The 25,128-nt window shown below is 72.8% G+C and carries 20 protein-coding genes; 8 read left to right on the forward strand and 12 right to left on the reverse strand.

The features are described from left to right. Nucleotides 1-210: 210 nt before the first annotated feature. The 8 genes from ACZCAH_RS14750 to ACZCAH_RS14785 all read right to left on the reverse strand — a co-directional run bounded on the left by ACZCAH_RS14750 (nucleotide 211) and on the right by ACZCAH_RS14785 (nucleotide 9,712). Nucleotides 211-1,929, reverse strand: coding sequence for a dihydroxyacetone kinase family protein (locus ACZCAH_RS14750; protein ID WP_464341802.1), 1,719 nt, complete (start codon nucleotides 1,927-1,929; stop codon nucleotides 211-213). A 119-nt stretch (nucleotides 1,930-2,048) separates the two neighbouring features. Beyond that, nucleotides 2,049-3,482, reverse strand: coding sequence for a GntT/GntP/DsdX family permease (locus ACZCAH_RS14755; RefSeq protein ID WP_464341803.1), 1,434 nt, complete (start codon nucleotides 3,480-3,482; stop codon nucleotides 2,049-2,051). A 161-nt stretch (nucleotides 3,483-3,643) separates the two neighbouring features. Next, entirely contained in the window at nucleotides 3,644-4,546 is a 903-nt protein-coding gene (locus tag ACZCAH_RS14760; protein ID WP_464341804.1) for a phosphogluconate dehydrogenase C-terminal domain-containing protein, read from the reverse strand. 108 nt (nucleotides 4,547-4,654) lie between these two features. After that, nucleotides 4,655-5,515, reverse strand: coding sequence for a sugar phosphate isomerase/epimerase family protein (locus ACZCAH_RS14765; protein WP_464341805.1), 861 nt, complete (start codon nucleotides 5,513-5,515; stop codon nucleotides 4,655-4,657). Between the two features lie 243 nt (nucleotides 5,516-5,758). Next, entirely contained in the window at nucleotides 5,759-6,826 is a 1,068-nt protein-coding gene (locus ACZCAH_RS14770) for a LacI family DNA-binding transcriptional regulator (RefSeq protein ID WP_464341806.1), read from the reverse strand. Then, a complete protein-coding gene (locus ACZCAH_RS14775) occupies nucleotides 6,823-7,629 on the reverse strand; it encodes a FadR/GntR family transcriptional regulator (RefSeq protein ID WP_464341807.1) in 807 nt (268 codons plus the stop codon). The genes ACZCAH_RS14770 and ACZCAH_RS14775 overlap by 4 nt, the downstream gene beginning before the upstream one ends. 80 nt (nucleotides 7,630-7,709) lie before the next feature. Next, nucleotides 7,710-8,936 carry a toxic anion resistance protein gene (locus ACZCAH_RS14780; RefSeq protein ID WP_464341808.1) on the reverse strand — a complete coding sequence of 409 codons (1,227 nt, stop codon included), beginning with the start codon at nucleotides 8,934-8,936 and terminating at the stop codon, nucleotides 7,710-7,712. A 20-nt stretch (nucleotides 8,937-8,956) separates the two neighbouring features. After that, nucleotides 8,957-9,712, reverse strand: a complete 756-nt coding sequence (locus ACZCAH_RS14785) for a hypothetical protein (protein WP_464341809.1) — start codon at nucleotides 9,710-9,712, stop codon at nucleotides 8,957-8,959. Nucleotides 9,713-10,249: 537 nt separating this feature from the next. On the opposite strand from ACZCAH_RS14785, the gene ACZCAH_RS14790 reads away from it, so the two are divergent. Together ACZCAH_RS14790 and ACZCAH_RS14795 are read left to right on the forward strand one after the other, a co-directional pair. Next, entirely contained in the window at nucleotides 10,250-11,188 is a 939-nt protein-coding gene (locus ACZCAH_RS14790) for a sugar phosphate isomerase/epimerase family protein (RefSeq protein WP_464341810.1), read from the forward strand. 125 nt (nucleotides 11,189-11,313) lie between these two features. Next, nucleotides 11,314-12,117 (forward strand): SDR family NAD(P)-dependent oxidoreductase, encoded by an 804-nt coding sequence (locus ACZCAH_RS14795; RefSeq protein ID WP_464341811.1) that lies wholly within the window; start codon nucleotides 11,314-11,316, stop codon nucleotides 12,115-12,117. A gap of 437 nt (nucleotides 12,118-12,554) precedes the next feature. Here ACZCAH_RS14795 and ACZCAH_RS14800 read toward each other — a convergent pair whose 3' ends face one another. Further along, nucleotides 12,555-13,316 (reverse strand): SDR family NAD(P)-dependent oxidoreductase, encoded by a 762-nt coding sequence (locus ACZCAH_RS14800; RefSeq protein WP_464341812.1) that lies wholly within the window; start codon nucleotides 13,314-13,316, stop codon nucleotides 12,555-12,557. A gap of 388 nt (nucleotides 13,317-13,704) precedes the next feature. Here ACZCAH_RS14800 and ACZCAH_RS14805 point away from each other — a divergent pair, with 388 nt between their 5' ends. From ACZCAH_RS14805 to ACZCAH_RS14830, 6 genes are all read left to right on the forward strand, one after another. Beyond that, a complete protein-coding gene (locus ACZCAH_RS14805; RefSeq protein WP_464341813.1) occupies nucleotides 13,705-14,787 on the forward strand; it encodes a zinc-dependent alcohol dehydrogenase in 1,083 nt (360 codons plus the stop codon). A 146-nt stretch (nucleotides 14,788-14,933) separates the two neighbouring features. Next, nucleotides 14,934-15,785: a fumarylacetoacetate hydrolase family protein gene (locus ACZCAH_RS14810; protein WP_464341814.1), complete on the forward strand. Its 852-nt coding sequence runs from the start codon at nucleotides 14,934-14,936 to the stop codon at nucleotides 15,783-15,785. 226 nt (nucleotides 15,786-16,011) lie between these two features. After that, nucleotides 16,012-16,983 carry a 3-hydroxyacyl-CoA dehydrogenase family protein gene (locus tag ACZCAH_RS14815; RefSeq protein WP_464341815.1) on the forward strand — a complete coding sequence of 324 codons (972 nt, stop codon included), beginning with the start codon at nucleotides 16,012-16,014 and terminating at the stop codon, nucleotides 16,981-16,983. 251 nt (nucleotides 16,984-17,234) lie between these two features. After that, complete coding sequence (locus tag ACZCAH_RS14820) at nucleotides 17,235-18,635, forward strand: GntP family permease (RefSeq protein WP_464341816.1); 1,401 nt, start codon at nucleotides 17,235-17,237, stop codon at nucleotides 18,633-18,635. Between the two features lie 27 nt (nucleotides 18,636-18,662). Further along, nucleotides 18,663-20,039 (forward strand): four-carbon acid sugar kinase family protein, encoded by a 1,377-nt coding sequence (locus tag ACZCAH_RS14825; protein ID WP_464341817.1) that lies wholly within the window; start codon nucleotides 18,663-18,665, stop codon nucleotides 20,037-20,039. 115 nt (nucleotides 20,040-20,154) lie between these two features. Further along, a complete protein-coding gene (locus ACZCAH_RS14830; RefSeq protein ID WP_464341818.1) occupies nucleotides 20,155-21,036 on the forward strand; it encodes an NAD(P)-dependent oxidoreductase in 882 nt (293 codons plus the stop codon). Between the two features lie 123 nt (nucleotides 21,037-21,159). Here ACZCAH_RS14830 and ACZCAH_RS14835 read toward each other — a convergent pair whose 3' ends face one another. The 3 genes from ACZCAH_RS14835 to ACZCAH_RS14845 all read right to left on the reverse strand — a co-directional run bounded on the left by ACZCAH_RS14835 (nucleotide 21,160) and on the right by ACZCAH_RS14845 (nucleotide 25,063). Further along, nucleotides 21,160-22,332 (reverse strand): Gfo/Idh/MocA family protein, encoded by a 1,173-nt coding sequence (locus ACZCAH_RS14835; RefSeq protein ID WP_464341819.1) that lies wholly within the window; start codon nucleotides 22,330-22,332, stop codon nucleotides 21,160-21,162. Between the two features lie 33 nt (nucleotides 22,333-22,365). Beyond that, nucleotides 22,366-23,316, reverse strand: coding sequence for a TIM barrel protein (locus tag ACZCAH_RS14840; RefSeq protein ID WP_464341820.1), 951 nt, complete (start codon nucleotides 23,314-23,316; stop codon nucleotides 22,366-22,368). A 250-nt stretch (nucleotides 23,317-23,566) separates the two neighbouring features. Next, nucleotides 23,567-25,063 (reverse strand): CoA-acylating methylmalonate-semialdehyde dehydrogenase, encoded by a 1,497-nt coding sequence (locus ACZCAH_RS14845; protein ID WP_464341821.1) that lies wholly within the window; start codon nucleotides 25,061-25,063, stop codon nucleotides 23,567-23,569. Nucleotides 25,064-25,128: the final 65 nt, after the last annotated feature.

Consider the following 25,128-nt stretch of genomic DNA (forward strand, 5'->3'; position numbering starts at 1 on the left):
CCTTGAGGGCGGTCTTGTGGCCGTGGCCGGCGTTGTCGGATCCGGTGACGATGGTGAGAGCCATGAGGGTCTCCTTCGAGAGAAGTGGACGAGAGGGTGAGCTGGAAGGCGGAGGGCGGAGGGCGGCGGTCGGCGTGAGGTGGACCGGTAACGATGGCCTGTTTCTCCACCACTATCGGCCCGAAAGGGGCTGAGAAACGGGCCCCCGCCTCAGGACAGGTGCTGGCCGAGCTCCTTCATGAGGATCGAGAAGGAGATCGCACCCGGGTCGGGGGTGCCGACCGACTTCTCGCCGAGCACACGGGCGCGGCCGAGGGCGGCGGTGATGTCGGCGGTGGCGTCGGCGGCCCGGCGGGCCACGTCGGCGGCGGAGAGGATCGCCTCGGCCGCGTTCTCGCCGGTGAAGGACGAGGCCAGCTCCTCGCGGAACGGGGCGGCGGCGTCGACCATGGTCTTGTCGCCCACCTGGGCACCGCCGAGTCGCTGGATCGCGTCGATGCCGGCGTCGAGCGCACGGACGGTTGTGCCGCCGTCGGCGCCCGCGTCGTCGGCGAACATGCCGCCGGCCGCGATCAGCGCCGCGCCCCACAGCGCGCCCGAGGTGCCGCCGGCCGACTCCGACCAGGCCTCCCCGGCACGCACGAGGAGCGTGCGCGCCCCGGCACCGCCCTCGAGGGCCTCGCGCGCCGCGGCGGCAGCGCCCTTCGAGCCGAAGGCCATGCCCTGGCCGTGGTCGCCGTCGCCGGCGATCGCGTCGATCCGGCCCAGCTCGGCCTCTTCCCGCGCGCACACCGCCTCGAACAGGTCGAGCACGCCGGTGATCCGCGTGGCGACCTCGCGGGACTCGGCGCTCGCGGCGGGGATCTCGTCGGCCCCGGCCTCCCAGAAGGAGGTGCGTCGCGGACGATCCGCCGCGGCGGTCATCGACCCGCGGTGGAACGCGGGGGTGTCGGCGGGGGCGAGCCAGAGCCGCTCGAGCTCCTCGTCGAGGAAGACCAGGGTGAGCGAGAGCCCCGACATGTCGAGGCTGGTCACGAGCTCGCCCACCTCGGGGCGGATCGGGGTGATGCCCGCGTCCCCGAGCAGCTCGGCGACCTTCGCGTAGATGACGAAGAGCTCCTCGTACTTCACGGTGCCGAGCCCGTTGACGAGCACCGCCGCGCGGCCCTGGTAGCCGCCCTCGACGCGCTCCGGCTGCTCGGCGAGGAGGCCCTCGACCAGGAGGGTCGCGATCTCGTCGGCTGTGCCGATCGGCTCGTCGCGCACGCCGGGCTCACCGTGGATGCCGAGGCCGACGCCCATCTGGCCGTCCGGGACGTGGAAGAGGGCCTCGCCCGCGCCGGGGAGGGTCGGGCCCTCGAAGGCGACGCCGAAGGAGCGGGTCGCGTCGTTGGCCTTCCAGGCGATCCGCTCGGCCTCGTCGAGGTCGGCGCCGGCCTCGATCGCGGCACCGGCGATCTTGAAGACGGGCAGGTCGCCGGCGATGCCGCGGCGGTCGCGGTGGTTCTCGGGGGTGTTGGAGATGATGTCGTCGCTGACCTTGATGATCCGCACGTCCACGCCCTCGGCGCGCAGCTTCTCGGCCGCTGCGCCGAAGTGGAGCACGTCGCCGGCGTAGTTGCCGAAGCCGAGGATCACGCCGCCGCCGTTCTCGGCGTTGCGAGCGACGGAGTAGACCTGCGAGGCCGACGGCGAGGCGAACACGTTGCCGCACGGGGCGCCGTGGCCCATGCCGGGGCCGACCCAGCCGGCGAAGGCGGGGTAGTGGCCGGAGCCGCCGCCGATCACGAGGGCGGGCTGGCCGGCGGGGGTCTCGGTCGACCGGACCACGCCGCCGTGGACGACGGCCACATGGTCGGGATGGGCGGCGGCGAGGCCGTGGACGGCGTCGGCGGCGAAACGGGCGGGGTCGTTGAAGAGGTACGTCATCGGGTCTTCCTCCACGGGCGCCGACGGGGACGGCGCTGTCAGGTGCCGAGCTCGGCAGCGGGATCAGCTCCCCAGATCCTATAGGAATCTGGGGCGGTGGGGTAGTTCGGCCGACGGGGTCAGACGATCAGCCAGATCAGCGACAGGATCGCCATGGCTACGAAGCCCGCGACCGTGGTCATGACGGTCCAGGTGCGCAGGCCGTCGGCCACCGAAAGGCCCAGGAACTTGCTGGCGATCCAGAAGCCCGAGTCGTTGATGTGCGACAGCGACAGCGAGCCGAGGCCGATCGCGAGGATGATCAGCGCGATCTGCAGCGAGGAGTAGTCGCCCTCGAGCACCGTCGACTGGATGATGCCGGCCGTGGTCAGCGTTGCGACGGTGCCGGAGCCCTGCGCGACCTTGAAGGCGAGAGCCACCAGGAAGGCGAGCAGCAGGATCGGCACGCCCGCCCCGAGCAGCAGCGAGGAGACCGCGTCGCCGACGCCGGTGGTGGTGAGGACCTTCGCGAACACGCCGCCGGCCCCGGTGACCAGGATGACGATCGCGGCCGGGCCGAGCGCGCCGTCCATGACCTCGCTGATCTGCTGGCGGCCCCAGCCGTGCATGATCCCCAGCAGGTACATCGCGATCAGGGTGGCGATCAGCAGGGCGAAGGCGGGGGCGCCGATGAAGGCGACGACGTTCGCGGCGGGCGAGCCCTCGGGGAAGACGACCTTGCCGACGGTGCCGACCGCGATCATCAGGATCGGCAGCAGGATCAGTACGGTGACCAGCAGGGCCGGGGGTCGGCGGGTGCCGGTCGAGCCGCCGTCGGCCGACGAGACGGAACCGCCGGTCGCATCGGAACCGCCGGTCGCACCGGAGCCGCCGCGGACCGAGACCGCGCCGGTGGAGGCGTAGCGCTCGGCGGTCTCGGTGCTCATCGACAGACCGCCCGCGGGGATGAGCCGCTTGCCCAGGGCGTGCACGAGGAAGCCCATCGGCACGGCGAGGGCGATGCCCATCAGCGTCACGAGGCCCATGAGCTCCTCGCCGAGCAGGGTCGTCGAGCCGACGATGCCGGGGTGCGGCGGGACGGTGTTGTGGATGAACACCATGAACACCGCGACGGGCATGCCGATCATGGCGGGCGTGCGGTGCCCGGCCGCCTTCGCGAAGGCGAAGATGATCGGGACCAGGATGATGAAGGCGACGTCGAAGAAGATCGGGATCGCGACCAGGCCGGAGGCGATCAGCAGCGCCTGCTGGAGGCGCTTCTCGCCGAGCAGATCGGCGGCGCGGAGGGCGATCGCCTCGGCTCCGCCGGTCTTCTCGATGATGCCGCCGAGCATGGCGCCGAGGCCGACGAGCAGGGCGACGGAGCCCAGCGTCCCGCCCATGCCCTCGATCAGCAGGGGCACGACGTCCTGGAGGGCGATACCCCCGGCCAGCGCGGTGAGCACGGAGACGACGAGCAGGGAGACGTAGGCGGGCCATTTCAGCCAGATCACGGTCACGAGGAGGATCGCGATAGCACCGACGGCGATGGCGATGAGCAGCAAGGGGTCCATGGGGGCTCTCGGTGTGGGGGTGGAGGTCAAGAGGGGTGACGAGGGCGTGCGGAGGCGACGGAGCAGGGCCGGGCGCGCTCCTCCGCCGCCTCGGGAGGGGCGCGGCGGGGGAGCGCACCGGTCCGGTCCGGTGCGGGGAGAGCGGCGCGATGCCGCCCGGATCAGCGCTCGATCGCGGGGATGTCAAGCATCTGGGCGAGGACCCGATCGAGCTCGGCGTCGTCCCAGACCTTGGTCCAGTCGGGCTGGATGATCGACTCGCGTCCGTAGTCCATGGCGCGCAGGCACGCCTCGGAGAACGGATTCGAGCCGCGCAGGGCATTGGTCAGCGAGATGAAGATGTGCCCGTAGAACAGCGCCTTCACGGCCTTCTCGGGAATGCCGACCTCGTGGATCGCGTGGTCCATCGAGTCCTTGAGGAACTGGCCGATCATGCAGCCGGTGGTCTCCACGAGGGTGGGCTCGAGCTGGGCGAGCTGCTTGACGGTCACCCAGTGCACGTCGATGACGGGGGCGTAGATGGCGCGGATGACCTGCGCGACCTTCTCCCGGATCGTCTCGTCGCCGCCCTCGTAGGCGGCCACGACCTCCTGCGGCGCGGCGATGCCGCCGAAAGTGTCGGCCCACTCCTCGGGGGTGGTGCGCTCGAGGAAGACCGACGGGTGTGCGGGGTGCGCGCACGCCTGGTGGACGCCCTCGCGCTCGGTGAGCAGGCCGGCGTAGGCGGCGGCCGGGTCGAGGGTGAGCAGCACGGAGCCGTCCTGCATCAGCGGCACGACCTGCGCGGAGATCTTCCCGAGGATCACGTCGGGCACGGCGAGGATCACGACGTCGGCCGCGGCGGCGGCGTCCTCGAGCTCGGTGACCTCGCGGCCCAGCGCGGCGAGGCGCTCGCGGCCGGCCTCCGAGGCCTCGACGTACAGCACGGGGGCATCGGTGAGGTTGAGGTTGTTGGACACGCGAGTGCCCATCTTCCCGGCGGCACCGACGACGGCGACGCTGATCGACGGGTCCAGCTCGACAGTCTTGCCGAACAGGGGGTTGAGCTCCTTGCTGCTGCTCATGGGGTTCTCCTTCGCGGGGGATCGGGTGGTGAGGGTGGTCGGTGGGGGAGCGCGATCGGGCGGCCGACGGGCGGTTCGGCCGCGCAGGTCGGGCGGCCGATGGGCGGTTCAGCGGGCCGACGGGCGGTGGGTCGCGCGCCAGTCGCGCAGCGCCGCGAGGGTGCGGTCGGTCCAGGCGCGCTCGAGAGCGAGGGTCGCGGCGAGGTCGCCCCGCCAGGGCAGCCAGTGCTCGACGATCGCGCTGGGGGCGGGGCGGACGCCGGGGCTCGCCGCCCCGTCGGCGTCCGCGCGCCCGGCGCCGTAGACGCTGGTCAGCTCGTGGTCGAGGTCGAGCAGGCCGTCGCCGAGCGGTGCGCCGGAGTAGGTGAAGCCCACCCAGCCCTCCTGGCGGGCGAAGGCGAAATCCTTCACGTGCAGGTTCACGGTGCGCGGGGCGCAGGCCACGACGACTTGGCGCGGGTGCTCGAGGGCGGAGACGCAGTTCGCGGGGTCCAGGCACACGCCGATCCGCGGCGAGCCGACGCGATCGATGACCTCCAGCAGCGTCGCCGTGGGGATCTGCTCGTAGGTCTCGAGGGCGAGGGTGACGCCGGCCGCCTCGAGGGCGGGGACGCTCGCCGCCAGCTCCTCGGCGACGGCCGGGACGCCGGCGGCGATCTCCTGGCTCTGGATCATCGAGCGGAGGGTGCGGGCGCCCAGCAGCTCGGCGCGGCTGATGAAGCGGGCCAGGTGCTCGCGGCCGACGGTGCGGGTGCCCAGCTCCAGCTCGATGCCGAGCAGTTCGGCCCGGTCGCGCAGAGCCCGTAGCGCCTCGTCGTCGAGCTCCTCGAGGCGGGGGTCGTCGCAGATCTGGAAGACCTCGCAGTCCAGCTCGGCGGCGCGGTCGATCATCCCCGCGATGCTCAGGGGGGAGGGGTTGCGGGCCTCGAACTCCCAGAACAGGGCGTAGGTGCCGATGCCGATCTTCATGCGCGTGTCACTCCGATGCGGGTCCGTGTCAGCGGGCCACGTCGGCCGCTCGGGAGCACTCTGACACAGCCCGGCGCAATTGGTCAACCGGTTGGCCAACGACGACCGGGAGTCGGCCGAGACGGGCGAGGGCGGGGCGGAGGGCGCGCACGCCGGCGCCCCGGGCGCGATGCACGTCGCTCCCGTGAGCTGCGATGGGGCCGAGCTGCGCCGGCTGGCGCGGACGACGGATGCGGGGACGGCCTAGCCGACGCGCGGGGGCGCCGCCGACTCCCGCTCTATGAGGACGGCGTGCGCCTGATGGCTGATCCGGACCGCAGAGGCTTCGCTCAGGCCGGCCTCGATCACCGCCTGCGCGGCGTCGAAGACGTCGCGGGCGTAGCTCGCGACATCGAGTGCCACGGTGGTCAGCGGCGGATCGAGGAAGGCGGCCATCGGCTCGTCGTCGAGACCGATCACGGAGAGCTCGCCGGGCACGTCGATGCCCTCGGCGCGGGCGGCGCGCAGCAGCGCTCCGGCCCAGAAGTCGTTGTAGCAGGCGACGCCGTCGACGGGATCGGCGCCGGAGCGCCACTCCCGCAGCACGGCGCGCAGCGGCATGAGCTGCTCGGTCGAGACCATCATCGGCTGCGTCGAGACCGGCGGCTCGGGGAGGCGCGCGGCGAGGACCAGCTCCCGCACGGCCTGCTCGCGATCGCGGGCGAACACGGCCAGGTCGCTGTCCGCAGCGCCGAGATAGGCGATGCGCCGGCAGCCCGCGGCGAGGAGCCGGTCGACCTGGAGCCGGCACATCACGCTGAGCCCGTCCGCGTCATGGAGCCTGCTCCAGCCGTCGACGTGGGGGATGCCGCTGCCCGCGATGGTCGCCAGGGCGTCCGCCGCCAGGGGCATCGAGGACTGGATCAGCTGCGGCTGCAGGTGCGCGATGGTCGCCGCGAGCGCGGCTGCGTCCCCGGACTGGAAGCTCACCACCGAGTAGCCGCTCTCGGCGGCGTGGCGAGTCAGGATGTCGGTGAGCTCCCCGACGTTGCGACCGAACGGCATCGCCGTGTTGACCAGCAGGATCACCGGCGGGAACTTGCCGCGCAGGGCACGCGCGCTCGCGTTGGGCACGTAGGAGAGCGCTCGCGCCGCCTGCAGCACGCGGCGTCGCGTCGATTCAGGGATCGACTGGTCGGGGCGGTCGTTGAGCACGTAGCTGACGGTCGCTCGCGAGACCCCGGCCCGCTTCGCCACGTCGGCGCTGGTCGCGCGCTTGTTGCCCCTCCCGGTGGGGTCCTCCGCTCGGGGGGCCGGAGCCGGTCCGGTCACCGCCCCGCACCCGCCGACGGGTCGCCGCCGGCCGCGCGCAGCAGGCGCGAGCGCGCCGTCTCCATGTGGGCGACCATCGCGGAGGCGGCGCGGTCTCCGTCGGCCTCTTCGAGGGCGGCGAGGATCGCGGCGTGCTCCTCGCCGGCCAGGTGCATGTCCTCGGGGTGGTGCACGGCGCGGTCGTTGTAGACCCGCAGCAGGGTGCGGGTGACGTCGAGCAGATCCGTCAGCATCGGGTTGGCGGCGGCACGGGCGAGGACCGCGTGGAACTCCGCGTCAGCCGCGACGAAGGTCGCGAGGACGTCGTCGGGAATGCCCGCGCTCGCCTCGTCGGCCCCGGCCTGGGCCGCAGACGCGCCCCGCATCGCCGCCACCGAGCCGCGCAGGGTCTCCAGCTGGGCGGCGTCGACCCGGCCCGCGGCGAGCCGCGCCGTGTAGCTCTCCAGGCCCGCGCGCAGCTCGATGAGCTGGGCGGTGTTCTTCTCGCCGATCATCAGGCCCCAGCGCAGGGTCTGCGGCAGCAGATCGCTCGCCGCACCGCGCAAGTACGTGCCGGAGCCCGGACGCACGTCGACGATGCCCAGGATCTCGAGGGCGGCCAGCGCCTCCCGCACCGCGGAGCGGCCGACGCCCAGCGACGCGGCGAGCTGCCGCTCCGGGGGCAGGCGCGTGCCCACCTCGAGCTCACCGCCGGTGAACAGCTCGAGCAGCCGATGGGCGACCTGCGAGACGGGGGTCCCCGCCGGGACGGCCTGCAGGGAGGAGGCGATCGCAGCCGAGGAGTCGTCGGAGAAGACGGGCATGGGAGGAACCTACCAACCGGTCGACCGTCGGCCGCCGGTCGCCCACCGCGCCGACTCCAACCGCCCCGTCGCCCTGCCCCTCAGTCCTCGACGGCGAGGATGTCCGCGGCCGACCGCAGCGAGGGCGCTCCCGTGCCGGGACCGGCCTCGATGCCCTCGGCCTGCATCCGGTTCATGTACGGCTGGGCCCGCTGCACCTGCTGCTCGAGGGCGGTGACCGTGGTGAGGAAGTTCTGGTTGGCCTGCGCCCGGAAGGCGTCGATCCCGTCCATGGTGGTGAACAGGTTGTCGAAGGCGCGCTGCAGCGTCTCGGGGGAGACCCCGGAGGTCGCGGCCTGCTCCTGGATGCGCACGGTGTTCTGCGCGAGCATCTCCGAGGTGCGGTCGATGAGGTCGTTCGTGGTCTTGTTGACCGCATCTATCTGGTCGAGCACGATCTTCTGGTTCTCGAGGGCCTGCGCCGTGATCACCGCGGTGCGCAGCGCCGTCACCGTGGTGGTGCGGGCCCGCTCGACGCCCTGGGCGAGCTTGGTGTTGTTGTCCTCGATGAGGCCCATCGACAGGTACGCCTGCACGGTCACCGCGATCTGCGTGGCGACGTCCTGGCGGCGCTGGCGGACCGCGAAGAGCACGTCCCGCTCGAGGGCCGCGCCCACCTCCGGTCGCCCCTCGGCCTTCGCCTGCTCGGCGCGGGCGACGACCTGGCCGTCGAGCTGCTGCAGCAGCTGGGAGGCCTTCTGCAGGTTGCCGAGGTCCTCCCACAGGGAGCGCCGCTCGACGGCCAGCTCGGCGTTGTCGCGCAGGAGCATCTCCTGGCCGCGGCCGAGGGCCTGCAGCACCTCGTCGAGCTGCTTCTGGTTGGACTCGAAGCCGCGGAAGTAGCGCTTGGCCGCGCCGCGACCCGGCAGGAAGCCGAGCGCCTTCGTCGCGAAGGTGTCCGGCTTGGGGGCCAGGTCCTCCATGCGCGTGCGGAGGTCGGCGAGGCTCTTGGAGACCTTCTCGGAGGTGCCGGATCCCTTCGCGTCCCGCAGCGACTGGTCCATGAAGCGCGAGGAGGTCGCACCGGTGCGGTCGAAGGTCTTCTTGGCGACCGCGCCGATCGCGGTGACCTGCGCGGTGAACTCCTGGGAATGCGGGTTCAGCGCGGTGACCGTGTCGAGCCAGGTGCTCGCCTTGACCTCGAGCTCCTTCGACTGCTCCGGGGGCAGGTCGGAGAGCAGGGAGACGGCCTTCTCCTCGCTGATCTCCGCGACGGGCTCGGCGGCCTGGATCGCGGGGGCGGGGGTCGGGGGCTGCAGCTTGTCCATCGGTTCTCCTCGGGCTCGGATCAGATGTCGATGATCGGGGTCAGGTGCTCGTCGGCGAAGCGACGCCGCAGGAATTCGGCGTGCACCTCGAGGTCGCGGGAGACGCCGGCGACGACGTCCCGCTCGACCCCCTCGAGGCTCTCGCCGAGCACGGTCAGCTGGTGGTCGATGCTGGTGAGGTTCGCCAGCGCGTCCTCGCGGGCGGCGCCCTGGAAGGAGGCGAGGAAGCCGATCGTGTCCTCGATCGCCTCCACCAGGTCGGGCAGGTACCGGGTGGCCATGCCCTCGAGCAGGGTCACGGAGCCATCGGCCGGCCTGCTCGACTGCACGGACTCGGCGCCGGTGAGTGCCTCGAGGCGTCCCAGCAGGGCGTCCACGTGGTCGAGGGCCGGCCGTGCCGCCGGGTCGGGGGCGCGGCCACGCAGCGCGGCGGTGGTCGCGCGGGTCTCCGCGGTCGCGCGCAGGATCCGCTCGAGCACCTCGCGGGTGCCCTCGCCGACGCCGGTCTGCGCCTCCACGAGCAGGGTCGGCGCGGGCCGCAGGGCGCGCAGCAGCAGGTGGCTGCCTCCGGCGAGCAGGACCCCGGTGCCGAGCGCCGCGACCAGCGCGAGGGGCAGGGCGACGGAGGCGACGAGTCCCAGTGCGAGGACTCCCACGGCACCGACCCCGCCCGCCGCCAGGGGCACGCCCGCCGCGAGGGCGCCGCCCGGCCGCCGGGGTCGGTCCACGGCGGTCGAGCGGGGCGGGTGCACGGCGCCCTCGAGCGGCTTCTGCACCGGGCCCCACAGGTCGCGCCGCTCGGCGGTCGCCTTCCACGGGAGGTCCTGGTCGCCCGGGGCGCCGGGGACTCCGGGGGTGCGGGACGCCGACGGGGCTCCCTCCGCCGCAGCGCGTCCGGACGCTGCAGCGCCTCCGGCCGGCGCGGGGGTTCCGGGCGCGAACGGGTCGGGGAACGAACCGTTCCCCTGGGCCGGCGTGCGAGCCGGGTCGTCCGGACTGGTCGTCACAGGTCCCCGCGGATCTCTCGGAGTGCTGGGCCGAGGTGGTCGGTCAATCGGTGGTCGGCGTGAGGGCAGGCTATCGCGGGCGTCTGGGGCCGTGCTGGCAGACGGGGCGGGATCCGCAGGCCGACGACGACGACTCCTCGGGTCCGCCCCCGCCGTCCGCCCCGTCCGCCCCGCCGGTCCGGCCGGTTGCCGCGCACGCCGTCCGCCCGGCCGCCGCGCACGCCGTCCGCCCGGTCCACACGCACGCCTTCCCTCCCGCCACCGTTTCCTATAGGATCCACGGGAAGCCTCCACGAAAGGACGACGATGTCTTCCGCCCAGACCCCGTACACCGCCGAGACCTGGCCGATCGGCGCCAACATGCTGTCCTTCGGGAGCGTCACGCCCGACGGCACCCCCACCCTCGAGGCGTCCTCCTCGGTGTGGGCCTCGCAGCTGCGACAGGTCAAGGAGCTCGGTGTCGACCAGATCGACCCGACCGACGCCTGGCTCCCGCTCGCGAAGCTCTCCGACGAGCGCGTCGAGGAGTTCCGCCGCGTGCTCGACGGCGAGGGACTCTCGCTCTCCTCGATCTCCATGACCCGCAACTCAGTGGTCGACGTCGAGAACGGCGAGCAGAACCTCGCCGACGCCCTGCGCTTCGTCGAACTCGCTCCGAGCTTCGGGGTGACCGTCGTGAACACCGGCTTCATGCAGGCCACCACCCCCGCGCAGAACGAAGCCATCTGGTTCTGGCTCGCCGACGGCCACGTCGACGACCCGGCGCTGCGCGACCTCGCGATCGAGCGCATCCGGACCCTCGGCGACGCCGCGGCGGCCCAGGGCATCCAGATCAGCCTCGAGATGTACGAGGACACCTACGTCGGCACCGCCGACGACGCGGTCTCCTTCGTGACCGACGTGGCCCACGAGTCCGTCGGCCTGAACCCCGACGTCGGCAACCTCGTGCGCCTGCACCGCCCCGTCGAGCCCTGGCAGGACATCTTCGAGAAGGTGCTGCCGCACTCGAACTTCTGGCACATCAAGAACTACACCCGCGACCTCGACCCCGCGACCGGTGCCTACTCGAGCGCGCCCATGCCACTCAAGTACGGGTACATCAACTACCGCACCGTGATCCGCCGCGCCCTCGAGCTCGGCTACTCGGGGCCGTTCTGCTGCGAGCACTACGGCTCCGACTCCCTCGGCGTCATCGCCGAGAACGTGCAGTACATCCGGCAGGTGCTGGCCTCCGCCCTCGCCTGATCCGCGCGGCCCCGGCGGGCTCCGCGGGACCCTGACCGGCCCCTTCGGCCCCGTCGTGCCCCGTCCGGCACTCAACACCCACGACACTCCCAGCACCCCGCACCCCCGTTCGAAGGAGAACACCCATGGCCCTCGAGATCACCCGCATCCAGCCCTTCCCCGAGGCGCGCACCGCCGTCGTCACCGGCGCGGGCGCCCCGCGCGGCATCGGCCGCCGCGTCGTCCGCAAACTCCTCGCCGAGGGCTGGTCCGTCGCCGCGGCCGACATCGACGGCCCCGCCGTCGAGGAGTTCGCCGCCGAGGTCACCGCCGAGCTGCCCGCCGAGGCCGGCGTGCGCGTGTTCGGCGTCGGCGTCGACATCTCCGACCAGGCCTCCGTGGACGCGGCCTTCGCCCGCATCGACGCGGAGCTGCCGCCGGTGGTGGCGCTGGTGAACCTCGCCGGCATCCCCAGCCCGCACTCCTTCTTCGAGCTGACCGGCGAGATCTGGGACCGCGTCATGGACGTCAACGCCAAGGGCACCCTGCTCATGACCCAGGCCGCGTCGCGGCGCATGATCGATGGCGGCGTGGGCGGCCGCATCGTCAACACCGCCTCGATCACCGCCCTCGACGGCGGCGGCACCTTCTCCAAGACCGGCTACGCCGCCGCGAAGGCCGCCGTGCAGGGCCTGACCCGCGGCTTCGCCCGTGAGCTGGGCGAGTTCGGCATCACCGCGAACGTGATCCTGCCCGGCCCGATCGACACCGACATCATGGGCGGCACCCTGACCGATGAGCGCAAGGCCGGCATGTCCTCGAACATCCCGCTGCAGCGTGTGGGCCAGCCCGAGGAGGTCGCGGGGCTGATCGCCTTCCTCGTCTCCGAGGACTCGTCGTTCGTGAACGGCACCTCGATCAACGTCGACGGCGGCAAGCACATGCACTGACGACCCCCGGGGTCCCGGGGTCGCGCGCCCGGGGCCCCGCCGTCGTCGACTCCGCGCCCTCGATCGAGGACATCCGCCAGGTCGCCCGCCGGCGTCTGCTGCGCGTGCTCGACATCCTCGACGAGGAGCTCGAGCTCGCCGTGGGTCAGCTCGGCGCGACGAGCATCGCGGCGCTGGACCGCAGCGTCGTGGAGTACCCCGAGGCCTGGCACGGGGTGGGTCGGCACCGTGAGCCGGAGACCGACGGGCCGGGTGCGGGTGCGGGCGTGGGCGCCGGCGCGGCGCCGACGGGGGAGCGGCCGACGGGGGCATGGCCGCGTGACCGCGTGACCGCGCAGAAGGCGGGCAGAAAGCAGACGGGCGGGACCCCGGCGGATCGGCCGGGGTCGGTTTCGCCCCGTCGGAGGAGACTCCGACGGGTCCCGTCCGGCGCGGGGTCAGCTGCGGGTGCGCAGGTTGGTCATGCCGCCGTCGATCGGCAGCAGCACGCCGGTGGTCGAGCGGTTGCGCGGGGAGGCGAGGTAGCAGTGGGCCTCGGCGACCTCCTCGGGCTCGACCAGGCGGCCGTGGGGCTGACGGGCGCTGAGCGCGGCGCGCTCGGCCTCGGGGTCGTCGGCCCGGTCGAGCAGCCGGCCGATCCACGGGGTGTTCGCGGTGCCGGGCACGACGGCGTTGACGCGGATCCCCTCGCGCACCCAGTCCGCGGCCATGGCCAGGGTCATCGCCTGCACGGCACCCTTGGAGGCGGAGTAGAGCACCCGCTCGGGCAGCCCCAGCATCGAGGCGATCGAGGCCGTGTTGACCACGGCGGCGGCCTCGGAGCGGCGCAGGTGAGGCAGCGCCGCCTGGGTCACGCGCGCGACGGAGATGACGTTGACGTCGAGCACGCGCGCCCACTCGGCGTCATCGTTCGCGTCGACCTGGCCCTGGGCGCCGATGCCGGCGTTGTTGATGACGATGTCGATCCCGCCGAGCTCCGCGGCGGCACGGTCCACGGCCGCGGTCACGGCGGCGCGGTCGGTGACGTCGACCTGGATCTGCAGGGCGCCCTCGGGCGCGCCGGAGGGATCGAGGTCGAGGGCCGCGGTGCGGGCGCCGCGGGCCTGGAGGGCGCGGATCGTGGCGGCTCCGATGCCGGCGCCGCCTCCGGTGACGATGGCCGTGAGGCCGGCGAACTCGAGATCGGTCGGGGATGCCATGCGGGGTTCTCCTCATCGAGCGGTGGCGGGGCTGTCCCATCTTCACACCTCCGACGTCTGCGGGGGGCGAGGTGCCCACGACTCGGCATTCACGGCGGGAGCGTGAGGTGGGTCCGGGGTCCGCCTCGGGCGGCGGGCCACGAGGGCGACTTTATCAAGATTGGATATAGGATTTCAGGGGAACGGATCGTTCCCGCCCTCGGAATCGTCCCGGCGCGCAGTAGCGTCGGTACAGATCGACCGGGATCACCCGTCGGCCCCGCAGCGCAGCGCTGGGCCGAACCCCGCCCCCGATGGTCCCGGCCCCTGGCCCGGAGCGCGTCCCCGACGCACCGGCCCGTCTGACGCATCTCCGCCCGTCCCTCGCCCGACCGCCCCGGAGGCACCCATGAGAGCACTCGTCCTGACCGACTACCACCGGCTCGACGTCGTCGAGCGCGAACGGCCCGAGCCCGGTCCCGGGGAGGTGCTGCTGCGGCTCTGCGCGACCGGCATCTGCGGGTCCGACGTGCACGGCTTCACCGGGGAGAACGGCCGACGGGTGCCCGGGCAGGTCATGGGGCACGAGTCCTCCGGCACCGTCGCGGCGCTCGGCGCGGGGGTCGAGGAGGCGGCCTTCCCCCTCGGCGCCCCCGCCACTTTCAACCCCGTCGTGGTCCCCGCCGCGCAGGCCGCGGCCTACCGCGGCCGCGAGCAGCACGCCCCCGGCAAGGCCGTGATCGGCGTGGTGGCCGCGATCCAGGCGTCCTTCGCCGACTACGTCGTCGTGCCCGCCGGCAACGTGCTGCTGCTCGATCCGGACCTGCCGCTTCACCTCGGCGCGCTCATCGAGCCGCTCGCCGTCGCCGTCCACGCCGTCGGGCGCGGGACCCCGTCGGCCGACGACCGCGTGCTGGTGATCGGCGGCGGCCCCATCGGGCAGAGCGTCGTCCTCGCCCTGCACCGGGCCGGCGTGCGCCGGATCGTGCTCTCCGAGCGCGACCCGGCCCGCCGGGAGCTGGTCGCCACCCTCGGCGTCGAGGTCCTCGACCCGTCCGCCGGTGATCTCGCCGAGCGCGTCGCCGAGCTGCTCGGCGGGCCGGCGGACCTCGCGATCGACGCCGTCGGCCTCAGCCCCACCCTCGCCGACGCCTGCGCCGCGACCGCCCTCGGCAGCCGCATCGTGCTCGTCGGCATGGGCTCCCCGCGCCTCGAGGTGTCCGCCTTCGCGATCAGTACCGAGGAGCGCACCCTGATCGGCTCCTTCACCTACTCGGCGCAGGACTTCGCCGACGCCGCCGCCTGGGTCGGTGATCACCCCGACCAGGTGGAGCCGCTGGTCAGCCGCATCGTCGGCCCCGAGGAGGCGCAGGCGTCCTTCGCCGCGCTCGCCGCCGGGGAGGGCCCCGCCGGCAAGATCCTCGTCCGCTTCGACCAGCCCGAGCCGTTCGACCAGCCTGCCCAGCCCGACCAGGAGGGGGAGCCCGCATGAGCGCGAGCCACCGCGCCATCGCCCCTGTCCGCGCCTTCACCGTCACCGGCGGCGGCGCCGACTGACCGACCTCTGGGACCCCTACCCCTCCGATGTCTCGAGCTGGCACAGTGGGTCCCGAGCATCCACCCCCTCGAAGGAGAATCATGGAACTGCGTCGCCTCGGCCCGATCGGCCAGGAGAAGCCCGCCCTCGTCGCCGACGGGGTCACCTACCGCCTCGACTCGCTCACCGCCGATGTTGACGGGGCCTTCCTCGCCGCCGACGGGATCGCCGCGGTGCGCGAGAAGCTCGCCGCGGGCGAGCTGCCCGTGTGGGAGGGGGCCGAGTCCGAGCGCGTCGGCGCCCCCATCGCGCGCCCCCAGGCCGTGATCTGCATCGGCCAGAACTACGCAGCGCACGCCGCCGAGTCCGGCGACCAGCCGCCGAGCGTCCCGATCATCTTCTTCAAGCACCCCAACACCGTGGTCGGCCCCTTCGACGCGGTCGAGATCCCGCCGGGCGCCGTGAAGGTCGACTGGGAGGTCGAGCTGGGTGTGGTGATCGGGAAGCAGGCCTCGTACCTGGCCGATGAGCAGGCCGCGCTCGAGGTCATCGCCGGGTACGTGACCAGCCATGACGTCTCCGAGCGGGACTTCCAGATCGCGCAGTCCGGCGGCCAGTGGTCCAAGGGCAAGAACGCGAAGGGCTTCAACCCCGTCGGCCCCGCGCTCGTCCCGGCCGACGCGGTCGACCCGCAGGCGCTGCGCCTCTGGTCGAGCGTGAACGGCGAGGCCCGTCAGGACTCGAACACCGCCGACATGGTCTTCACCGTGGCGCAGCTCGTGCACCACCTGAGCCAGTACATGGTGCTCGAGCCCGGCGACCTCATCAACACCGGCACCCCGCAGGGTGTGGCCCTCTCCGGCCGCTTCCCGTACCTCGCCGCGGGCGACGTCGTGGAGATCGGCATCGACGGCCTCGGCGCCCAGCGCCAGGAGTTCGTGGCGCACGCCTGAGCGCCCGGAGCGGGCAGCACGCCGGCCCCAGGACCCGAGCGGTCCCGGGGCCGGCGTCGTTCGGGGACGGTCCGGCGGGCGGCCGACGGCGGTCTCGTCGGCGTCGGCGGTCCACGGACCTCCTCCCGCGGCGAGATCGCCTGTAGCCGAGATCCAATAGGATTTGCTACTGTCTGCGACGTGCGCCCCGATCTGCGGCGGCGCCCCACGACGAAGGAGTCCCCGCATGTCCATCTCCACCGTGACGATCGTCGGCGCCGGCTACATGGGTGGCGGCATCGCCCAGGTGCTGGCCATCGCCGGCTTCGAGGTCACCGTCGCCGACGTGAGCGTCGAGACCGCGAACGCCTCGCTCGAGCGCCTCCGCCGCGAGGCCCGCGAGTTCGAGGAGCAGGGCCTGTACGCGCCCGGCAGCGCCGACCTGGTGGAGAAGAACATCTCCGCCGGGAAGACCATCGAGGAGGCCGTCGCCGACGTCGACTTCATCGAGGAGGCCGTCTTCGAGCGCGTCGACGTCAAGCGCGAGGTCCTCGGCCGCATCTCCGAGCACGCCCGGCCGGACGCGATCATCGGCACCAACACCTCCACCATCCCGGTGAAGGAGCTGGTCAGCGCCGTGAAGCACCCCGAGCGCTTCCTCACCGTGCACTTCTCCAACCCGGCGCCGTTCATCCCCGGCGTCGAGCTGGTGGCCGGCGAGGCCACCACCCCCGAGGCCGTCGAGGCCGTCAAGGAGCTCCTCGAGAAGTCCGGGAACCAGGGCGCCCAGGTCGCCGACACCCCCGGCATGGTGCTCAACCGTCTCCAGTACGCCCTGCTCAAGGAGGCTACCGCGGTGGTCGAGGAGGGCGTCGCCACCGCCGAGGACGTCGACACCATCGTCCGCACCACCTTCGGCTTCCGCCTCGGCTTCTTCGGTCCCTTCGCCATCGCGGACCAGGCCGGGCTCGACGTCTACGCGAACTGCTTCGTGACCTTCGAGGAGGCCTTCGGCGAGCGGCTCGCCACCCCGGAGCTGATCTCCGGTGCCGTCGCCGCGGACCGCAAGGGCGTCAAGAACGGCAAGGGCCTGCTCGGCGACTACGACGAGGCGACCGCCGCCGAGCTCATCGCCTACCGCAACCGGGCCTACGCGAAGATGTCGCAGCTGCTCGCCGAGCTGGGTCCGGCCCCGAAGGCCACCCCGCGCGCCGACTGACGCCGTCCCCCGCGAGCGGGCAGGCGCGCGCCGAGTGTCACCGCCCGCGTGCACCGAGTGTCACCGTCTGCATGCACCGAGTGCTGCATCTGGACCGCCATCCGCCGGACTTAGCGGTCCGGATGCAGCACTCGACCTGAGGATCGCGGCCCCGGGCGGCCCCGCCGCCTCGCGACGGCCGCCCCACACGTCCACCGCCCCGTTCCCACCTCACACGGCCCCCATCCCCCACCCCGTCAACGGAGACATCCATGGAAGACCTCGTGCTCGCGGACCGCAGTGTCCTGCAGCTCCTCCTCATCGCGCTCGGCGCGATCATCCTGTTGCTCGTCCTCATCATCAAGGTGAGGCTCCACGCCTTCTTCTCGCTGCTGATCATCGCGGTCGGCACGGGCCTCGCCGCCGGGATCGGCGTCGGCGACGTGATCGACGTGGTCGTCGCCGGGTTCAGCACCACCGTCGGCACGGTGGCGCTGCTCGTCGGATTCGGCGCCGTCCTGGGACGGCTGATCGAGATCACCGGCGGCGCCCAGGTGCTGGCCGACAAGATGCTCGACACCTTCGGCGAGCACCGTGCCCCGCTGGCCCTCGCGGTCGCCTCGCTGCTCTACGCCTTCCCGATCTTCCTCGACGCCGGCTTCATCGTGATGCTGCCGGTCATCTACACGGTCGCCCGGCGACTCGGCGGCTCCTTCATGCTGTACGTGCTGCCGTCGATCGCGTCCTTCCAGATGATGCACGGCCTGCTGCCCCCGCACCCCGGCCCCACCGCGGCCGCGACCGTGATGGGCGTGGACGTCGGCCTGGTGGTCATCATCGGCCTGCTCATCGGCCTGCCCACCTGGTACCTCGGCGGCTACTGGGTCGCCCGCCTCATCGCCCGTCGCTACCCGAACACCCCCGTCCCGGCCCTCCTCGGCGAGCCGCGCGACGTGCCGCAGGACGAGCGCCCCGGCTTCGTCTCGATCCTCGTCGTGCTGCTGCTGCCGCTCGCGCTGATCTTCTTCAACACCGCCTTCTCGACCCTCGAGAAGCAGGGCTCCGTCGGCTCCGACGACGTCCTCTTCCAGCTCTCCCGGCTGCTCGGCGCGACCCCCGTCGCCCTCGCGCTCTCGGCCCTGCTGGCGATGCTGCTGCTGTACGTCCTCCCGCGTCGTCGCCGCGGCGAGAAGGTCGGCGGCCTGCTCGAGGACCTGGTCGACGACGCCCTCGCGCCCGTCTGCTCGATCATCCTGATCACCGGTGCGGGCGGCGCCTTCGGCCGCGTCCTCACCGAGACCGGCATCGGCGGCGAGATCGCCAAGGGGCTCGACGCGATGGGCCTGCCGCTCATCGTCGCGGCCTACCTCGTGGCCACCGTCATGCGCATCGCGCAGGGCTCTGCGACGGTTGCGGCGACCACCGCCGCCTCGATCATGGCGCCCGCCTTCCTCGGGGCGGACCTCGGCGCCGTCGCGGTCGCCGCCGCGGTCATCGCGATCGGCTGCGGATCGATCGGCTGGTCGCACGTGAACGACTCCGGGTTCTGGCTGATCGGCCGCTTCTGCGGCTTCGATACCGTGACCACGTTCCGGACCTGGTCGCTCGTGGGCACCACGATCTCGCTGCTCGGCTTCGCGCTCTCGAGCGTGGTGTACGCGATCGCCGCCTGACCCCGTCCCCGCTCGAAGGAGTCCCGCATGTCCACCCCCGCTCCCGCCGCTCGACGCCTGCTCGTGCTGGACGACGACCCCACCGGGTCGCAGTGCGTGGCGGGGGTGGACGTGGTCCTCGACCTCGACGCCGACCGCGCCGCCCAGGTGCTCGCGACTCCCGGCGCGACCTGCTTCGTGCTCACCAACTCCCGCGCCCTCGACGAGGCGGAGGCCGTGGCCCTGACCCGCCGCGTGGTGGGCGGGGTGCTGGAGGCGCTGGGTCCGGGGGCGGCGGCCGACCGCGGCCTGCACATCGTCTCCCGCTCCGACTCGACCCTGCGCGGGCACGTCCTCGCCGAGCCGCGGGCGATCGTGGCCGAGCTCGCCGCCCGCGGCCGCGCGGTCGACGCGATCCTGTTCGTCCCCGCGATGCTCGAGGCCGGCCGCTTCACCGAGGATGACGTGCACTTCGCGCGCGTCGGCGACAAGGTCCTCCGCGTCGAGGACACCGACTTCGCTCGCGACGCCACTTTCGGCTACACCCGCTCCGACCTGCGGGACTTCCTCGAGGAGCGCTCGGGCGGCGTGCTGCCCGCGGCGGAGGTCCTGAGCATCTCCCTCGACGACATCCGCGTCGGCGGCGTCGACCGCGTCGAGGAGATCCTCGCCGGGGCCCACGACGGCCGCTGGGTGGTCGTCAACGCGACCGAGTACGCGGACATGGAGGTCGTCGCCGCGGCGGTCGGCCGACGCGAGGCCGCGGGGGCGACCCTCGTCAGCCGCTGCGCGCCCTCCTTCGTCCGGCCGCTCGCCGGCCAGCGCGGGGCGCGCGTGCTCGACGCCGACGCGATCCCCGTCGGCACCGGCCGACTGGGGCACGGCCTGGTCGTGGTGGGCTCCCACGTCGGCCTCACGACGACGCAGCTGCGCGCGGTGCAGGAGCGCGGCGGGCTCGTCGAGGTCGAGATCGACGTGCCCTCCGTGCTCGATGTGCGCCGTGAGCAGCACCTGGCCGAGGTCGCGGAGCGTCTGCGTGCGAGCCTCGTCCACGAAGACTGCGTGGTGTACACCAGCCGCGACCTGGTGCGCACCGACGACCCCGCGGAGTCGCTCGCGATCGCCCGCAGCGTGTCCGACGCCGTGGTCGAGGTGGTGCGGCAGGTGCGGACCGTGCGTCCCGCCTGGGTGGTCGCCAAGGGCGGCATCACCTCCCACGAGGTCGCCGCCTCCGGCCTCGAGATCAGCCGCGCACGGGTCGCGGGCCAGTTCTGGCCCGGCCAGGTGTCGCTGTTCGCCGCGGAGGACGCGCCGGACGAGGTGCTCGGCATGCCGTACGTCGTCTTCCCCGGGAACGTCGGCGGCGAGCAGGCTCTCGCCGACGTGATCGACGTGCTGACCGCCGCGGTCCGCCGCCCCCGCTGATCGCCCGGGCCGCCGCCTCCGCGGACCGCCCGCGCCGCCGCCTCCGCTGACCACCCGGACCGCCGCCTCCGACACCGACCACCGCAGCACCCGCACCCACCCCGAGGAGCTCCCGATGACCACCACCCCCTCCGTCGCCTGGATCGGCCTCGGCGCGATCGGCGCCCCCATGGCCCGCGCGCTCGCGGGCGCCGGCCTCCCCGTGACGGCCTTCGACGTGTTCCCGGCGGCCCGCGAGGCCCTCGCCGACGTCGCCACGATCGCCGGCAACGCCCGGGAGGCCGTGCGCGGCGCCGACGTCGTCGCCGTCATGGTCGCGACCCCCGAACAGCTCGAGGCGGTGCTCCACGGCGAGGAGGACGGCATCGCCGGCGAGCTCACGGCGGAGACGGTCCTGCTGATCATGTCCACCGTCGGCCCCGCCGCCGTCGAGGCGGCCGTCGCGCGGCTCGCGGGCGTGACCAGCAGGATCGTCGACGCCCCGGTCTCCGGCGGCGCGGCACGGGCCGCGACCGGCGACCTGCTGGTGATGGTCGGCGGCGCCGAGGCCGACGTCGACGCCGTGCGCCCCGTCCTCGACGCGCTCGCCGCGAACGCCCCCGTCGTCGGCCCCCGTCCCGGCGACGGGCAGCGGTTCAAGATCGTCAACCAGCTGCTGTGCGGCGTGCACATCGCCGCCGCGGGGGAGGCGATCGCCCTCGCGGACCGGATGGGGCTCGACGTGCGTCAGGTCCATGAGGTGCTGAACACCGGGGCCGCCCACTCGTTCATGTTCGCGGACCGCGGTGGGCGCATGGTCGAGGAGGCCTACGACGACGTCCGCTCGGCGCTGACCATCTTCGTCAAGGACATGGGTCTCGTCACCGAGGCCGCCGCGGAGGTAGGGCAGCAGGTGCCGCTGGCCACCGCCGCCCAGGCGCTGTACCGACGCGGCAGCGAGCTCGGCCACGACCGCCGCGACGACTCGATCGTCCGCGAGGTCCTGCGCGAGGGGTGAAGCCGGGCGCCTGGCCCATCACCTCCCGGTTACCGGCAGGTAGCGGCGTGTGAGGTAGCATGTTCGGCGGAACATGCTCCCTCAGGTGCCGTAACGCGTGGTGAGGCCCTCACCCGTCGACCCTCACGCCGCCGTGACGGCCTCCCACTGGCGTGACGCGGCGGACCGCACCACGGCCTCGCAGACCTCCGCCGCGCGCAGCCCGTCGGCCGTGGACGGTGCCCGGTGCGTGCCGTGCACCGCATCGGAGAGGAAGTCGGCCGCCTCGATCGTCTTGAGGTCGTCGAAGCTGAGCGGGATCCCCGGGCCGGGCTGGAAGCGGGCGTACTCGCCGTGACCGGCGCCGGTGAGCACCGTGGTGTAGCCGTGCTCGGTGCCGCCGTCGCCGAGCATCACCTCGAACTCGTTCATCCGCGTGAAGGACCAGCGCGCCGAGCCCTCGGTGCCGTACAGCTCGAGGGCGTAGTCGCTGCGGTGCCCGCGGGCGACCCGCGAGGCCTCGAGCGTCGCGTGCGCCCCGCCGTCGAGCCGGGCGAGCGCCGCGACCCAGTCCTCGTTGCCGACCGGGCCCCGCTCGGTCGAGACCGCCACCCCGCCGTGGCCGACGCCCGCGCCGAGCGGGAGCGGACGGTCGGGGATGAGGATGTCGGAGGCCGCGGAGACCTCGGCGACGGACTGCCCGGTGACGTACCGGACCAGGTCCGCGCCGTGGGAGAGCAGGTCCCCGATCACGCCGCTGCCCGCCTTCTCGCGGTCGTAGCGCCAGGTCAGCGGGCCGTCGGGGGAGGAGGCGTAGTCGGCGAAGAGCCAGCAGCGCACGGTCGTGAGCCGTCCCAGTCGGCCGCTGGCGACCAGCTCGCGCAGGTGGGCGATCGCCGGGGCGTGGCGGTAATTGAAGCCGACGGCTGTCCCGACGCCCGCCTCCTGCGCGGCCCGGTGGATCGCGCGGGACTCCGCCGCGGAGACCCCCATGGGCTTCTCGATCCAGAACGGCTTGCCGGCCGCCGCGGTGGCGAGCGCGAGATCGCGGTGCAGGAAGTTCGGGGAGCAGATCGAGACGACGTCGACCGTCGGATCCGCGAGCAGCTCGTCGATCCCGGCGACCGCCTTCTCGAACCCGAACTGCGCGGTCGCGGCCTGCTGGTTCGCCTCGATCGGGTCCGCGGCGACCACGAGTCGCGGCCGGAGCCCGAGCTCGGGGAAGCGGGTCGGGATCCGCTGGTAGCTGGTGGAATGCAGGCGCCCCATCCAGCCGAGGCCGACGACGCCGACGCCGATCTCACGCACCGGCGCCACCCCTGCCGAGCTCCTGCGTCATCGGCTCTCCGCTCACTTCATGCCCAGGCCGCACTCGGCCAGGAACTCACGGGTGGCGATCGCGTTCGGCAGCGGCAGGCCCGGGTCGCAGGGGTAGAGGTCCTGCTCGCAGATCACGTACAGCTCCTTGTCGAGCGTGGCCAGCTTCGCGACCAGGTCCCTCATGTCCGGCAGTCCGGCCGGCGGCTTCACCGAGGCGCCCTTGGCGACGGCCTCGCCGAAGGGCCAGTCCTTCTCGTGGGCCTCGCGGGTGATGTCCGGGTCGAAGGCCTTGATGTGCACGTAGCCGATCCGCTCGGGGTACTCGTCGATCATGGAGATCGGGTCGCCGCCGCCGTAGACGATGTGGCCGGTGTCCAGGCAGAAGCTGACCAGCTCCGGGTCGGTCGCGGCGAACACGCGGGCGATCTCCTCGGGCGTCTCGATGTGGGAGTCGCCGTGGGGGTGCAGCACCATCTGCAGGCCGTAGTCCTGTTTCATGATGCGGCCCAGCTCGTTCGCGTTCTCGACGTAGCGCCGCCACGCCGCGCCGGTCAGCTCCCGGTCGTCGGTGAACTCCCAGGTCTTCTCGTCGCGGTACATCGGGGGCAGGTGCACGATGTACTCGGCGCCGACGGCGGCGTGCGTCTCGGCGATCGCCCGGAAGGTCCGCTCGGTCTCCGCCCACGCCTCCTCCTTGTGCAGGATGCCCCAGCCGGTCCCGGCCACGACGCGGAAGCCGTGCTCGTCCATGACGGACTGCAGCTCCTTCGCGTCCTGCGGGAAGTAGCCCCACGGCCCGGTCTCCATGACGGAGAAGCCGGCCTCTGCCATCTCCGCGAGCGCGGTGCGCCACGGGATCTGCTGCTCGTCCTCGGGGAACCACACGCCCCACTGGTCCGGGCACACGCCGATGGTGAGCTTGTCGAACGGCGCCTCGGGGTTGCGGGAGCGGTCGGGGACGGGCGCGGTGCCGGGGGTCATGGGGTCTCCTTCGACGGATGGGTGCGGGGGCGCGGGTGGCGCGGGCGGGGGACGGGCGGCGGGGCGCTGGGCGGCGGTGGGGCGGCCATCCTCCTGCCTGGCCCCGGGATGGCCTGTTTCTCAACCACTTTCGGCCCGGAAATGATTGAGAAACAGGCCAGAGCCGATGGCCCGGAGCCGACGGGCTGAGCCCATGGCCCGGAGCCGACGGGCGGTCAGGTGGCGGCGCGACGGATGGGAGCGGGTTGGGTCAGTCGTGGGTCGGGAAGCTCATCGAGCTCTCGACGGACTCGTTCTGCGCGGGCCAGCGCGTGGTGACGGCCTTCTGCCGGGTGTAGAAGGAGACGCCCTCGGGTCCGTGCGCGTGATGCTCGCCGAACAGCGAGTCCTTCCAGCCGCCGAAGGAGTAGTAGCCCACCGGGGTCGGGATCGGGACGTTGATGCCGATCATGCCCACCTGGATCTCGTCCTGGTAGCGGCGCGCGTAGTGGCCGGAGTCGGTGAAGATCGCAGTGCCGTTGCCGAAGGGCGAGGAGTTCACGAGGTCCACGGCCGCGTCGAAGTTCGGCACGTGCATCACCACGAGCAGCGGGCCGAAGACCTCGTCGGTGTAGGTGGGGTGGTCGGCGGCCAGTCCCGTGATCACCGTCGGCCCCACGAAGTTGCCGTTCTCGTGGCCCTCGACCACGAGGCCGCGGCCGTCGACGACGATCCTGGCGCCAGCCTGCTCGGCCTCGTCGGTCATGCGGATCACGCGCGCCTTCGCGTCGGGGGTGATGACGGCCGGCATGTCTGTCGCCGGGTCGTCCCCGGGGCCGACCACGAGCTTCTCGGCCTCGGCCGTGATCGCGGCGAGGAACTCCTCGTGCACATCGCCCACGGTCACGGCGACCGGCACGGCCATGCAGCGCTCGCCGGCGGAGCCGAAGGCGCCCGAGGCGATCTGCGCGGCGGCGAACTCGATGTTCGCGTCCGGCATCACCACGGCGTGGTTGTTCGCGCCGCCGAGGGCCTGCACCCGCTTGCCGGCCGCGGAGGCTGTGGCGTGGACGTGCTTTGCGATCGGCGTCGAGCCGACGAAGGAGACCGCCGCGATGCCGTCGTGCGTGCACAGGGCGTCGACGACCTCCTTGCCGCCGTGGACCACCTGGAACACGCCGTCGGGCAGACCAGCCTCCTGGTACAGGCGGGCGACGAGGTTCGAGGCGGAGGGGTCGCGCTCGGAGGGCTTGAGGACGAAGGCGTTGCCGGTCGCGATCGCGATGGGATGCATCCAGAAGGGCACCATCACCGGGAAGTTGAACGGGGTGATGCCGGCGACGACGCCGAGCGGCTGGCGGAGGGTGTGCCCGTCGACGCCGGTGGAGATGTTCTGCGAGAAGCCGCCCTTGAGGTCCTGGGTGATGGACGTGGCGAACTCGAGGGTCTCCAGGCCGCGTGCGATCTCGCCCTTCGCGTCGCCGAGGGTCTTGCCGTGCTCGCGCGTGATGACGGCGGCGATCTCGTCGGTGTGCTCGATCATCAGCTGCCGCATGCGGTAGAGGATCTGGGTGCGCCGGGCGAGCGAGACCTTCGCCCACTCCTTCTGCGCTGAGGCGGCGACCTGCACGGCGCGGTCGACGGTCCCCGCATCGCCCAGGTGCAGCGTCCCGACCTGGGCACCGGTCGCGGGGTCCATGATCGGCTGCGTGGCGCCGGAGCCGGCGATCTCCTGGCCGTCGATCCAGTGGGTGATCTCGTATCCCATGGGGTTCCCTTCGGGGTCTGCGGGTCTGCGGGGTCTGTGTGGGGTGTGGGGCGGGGCGGCCGACG

It is taken from the genome of Brachybacterium sp. B718/18 (assembly GCF_055454375.1).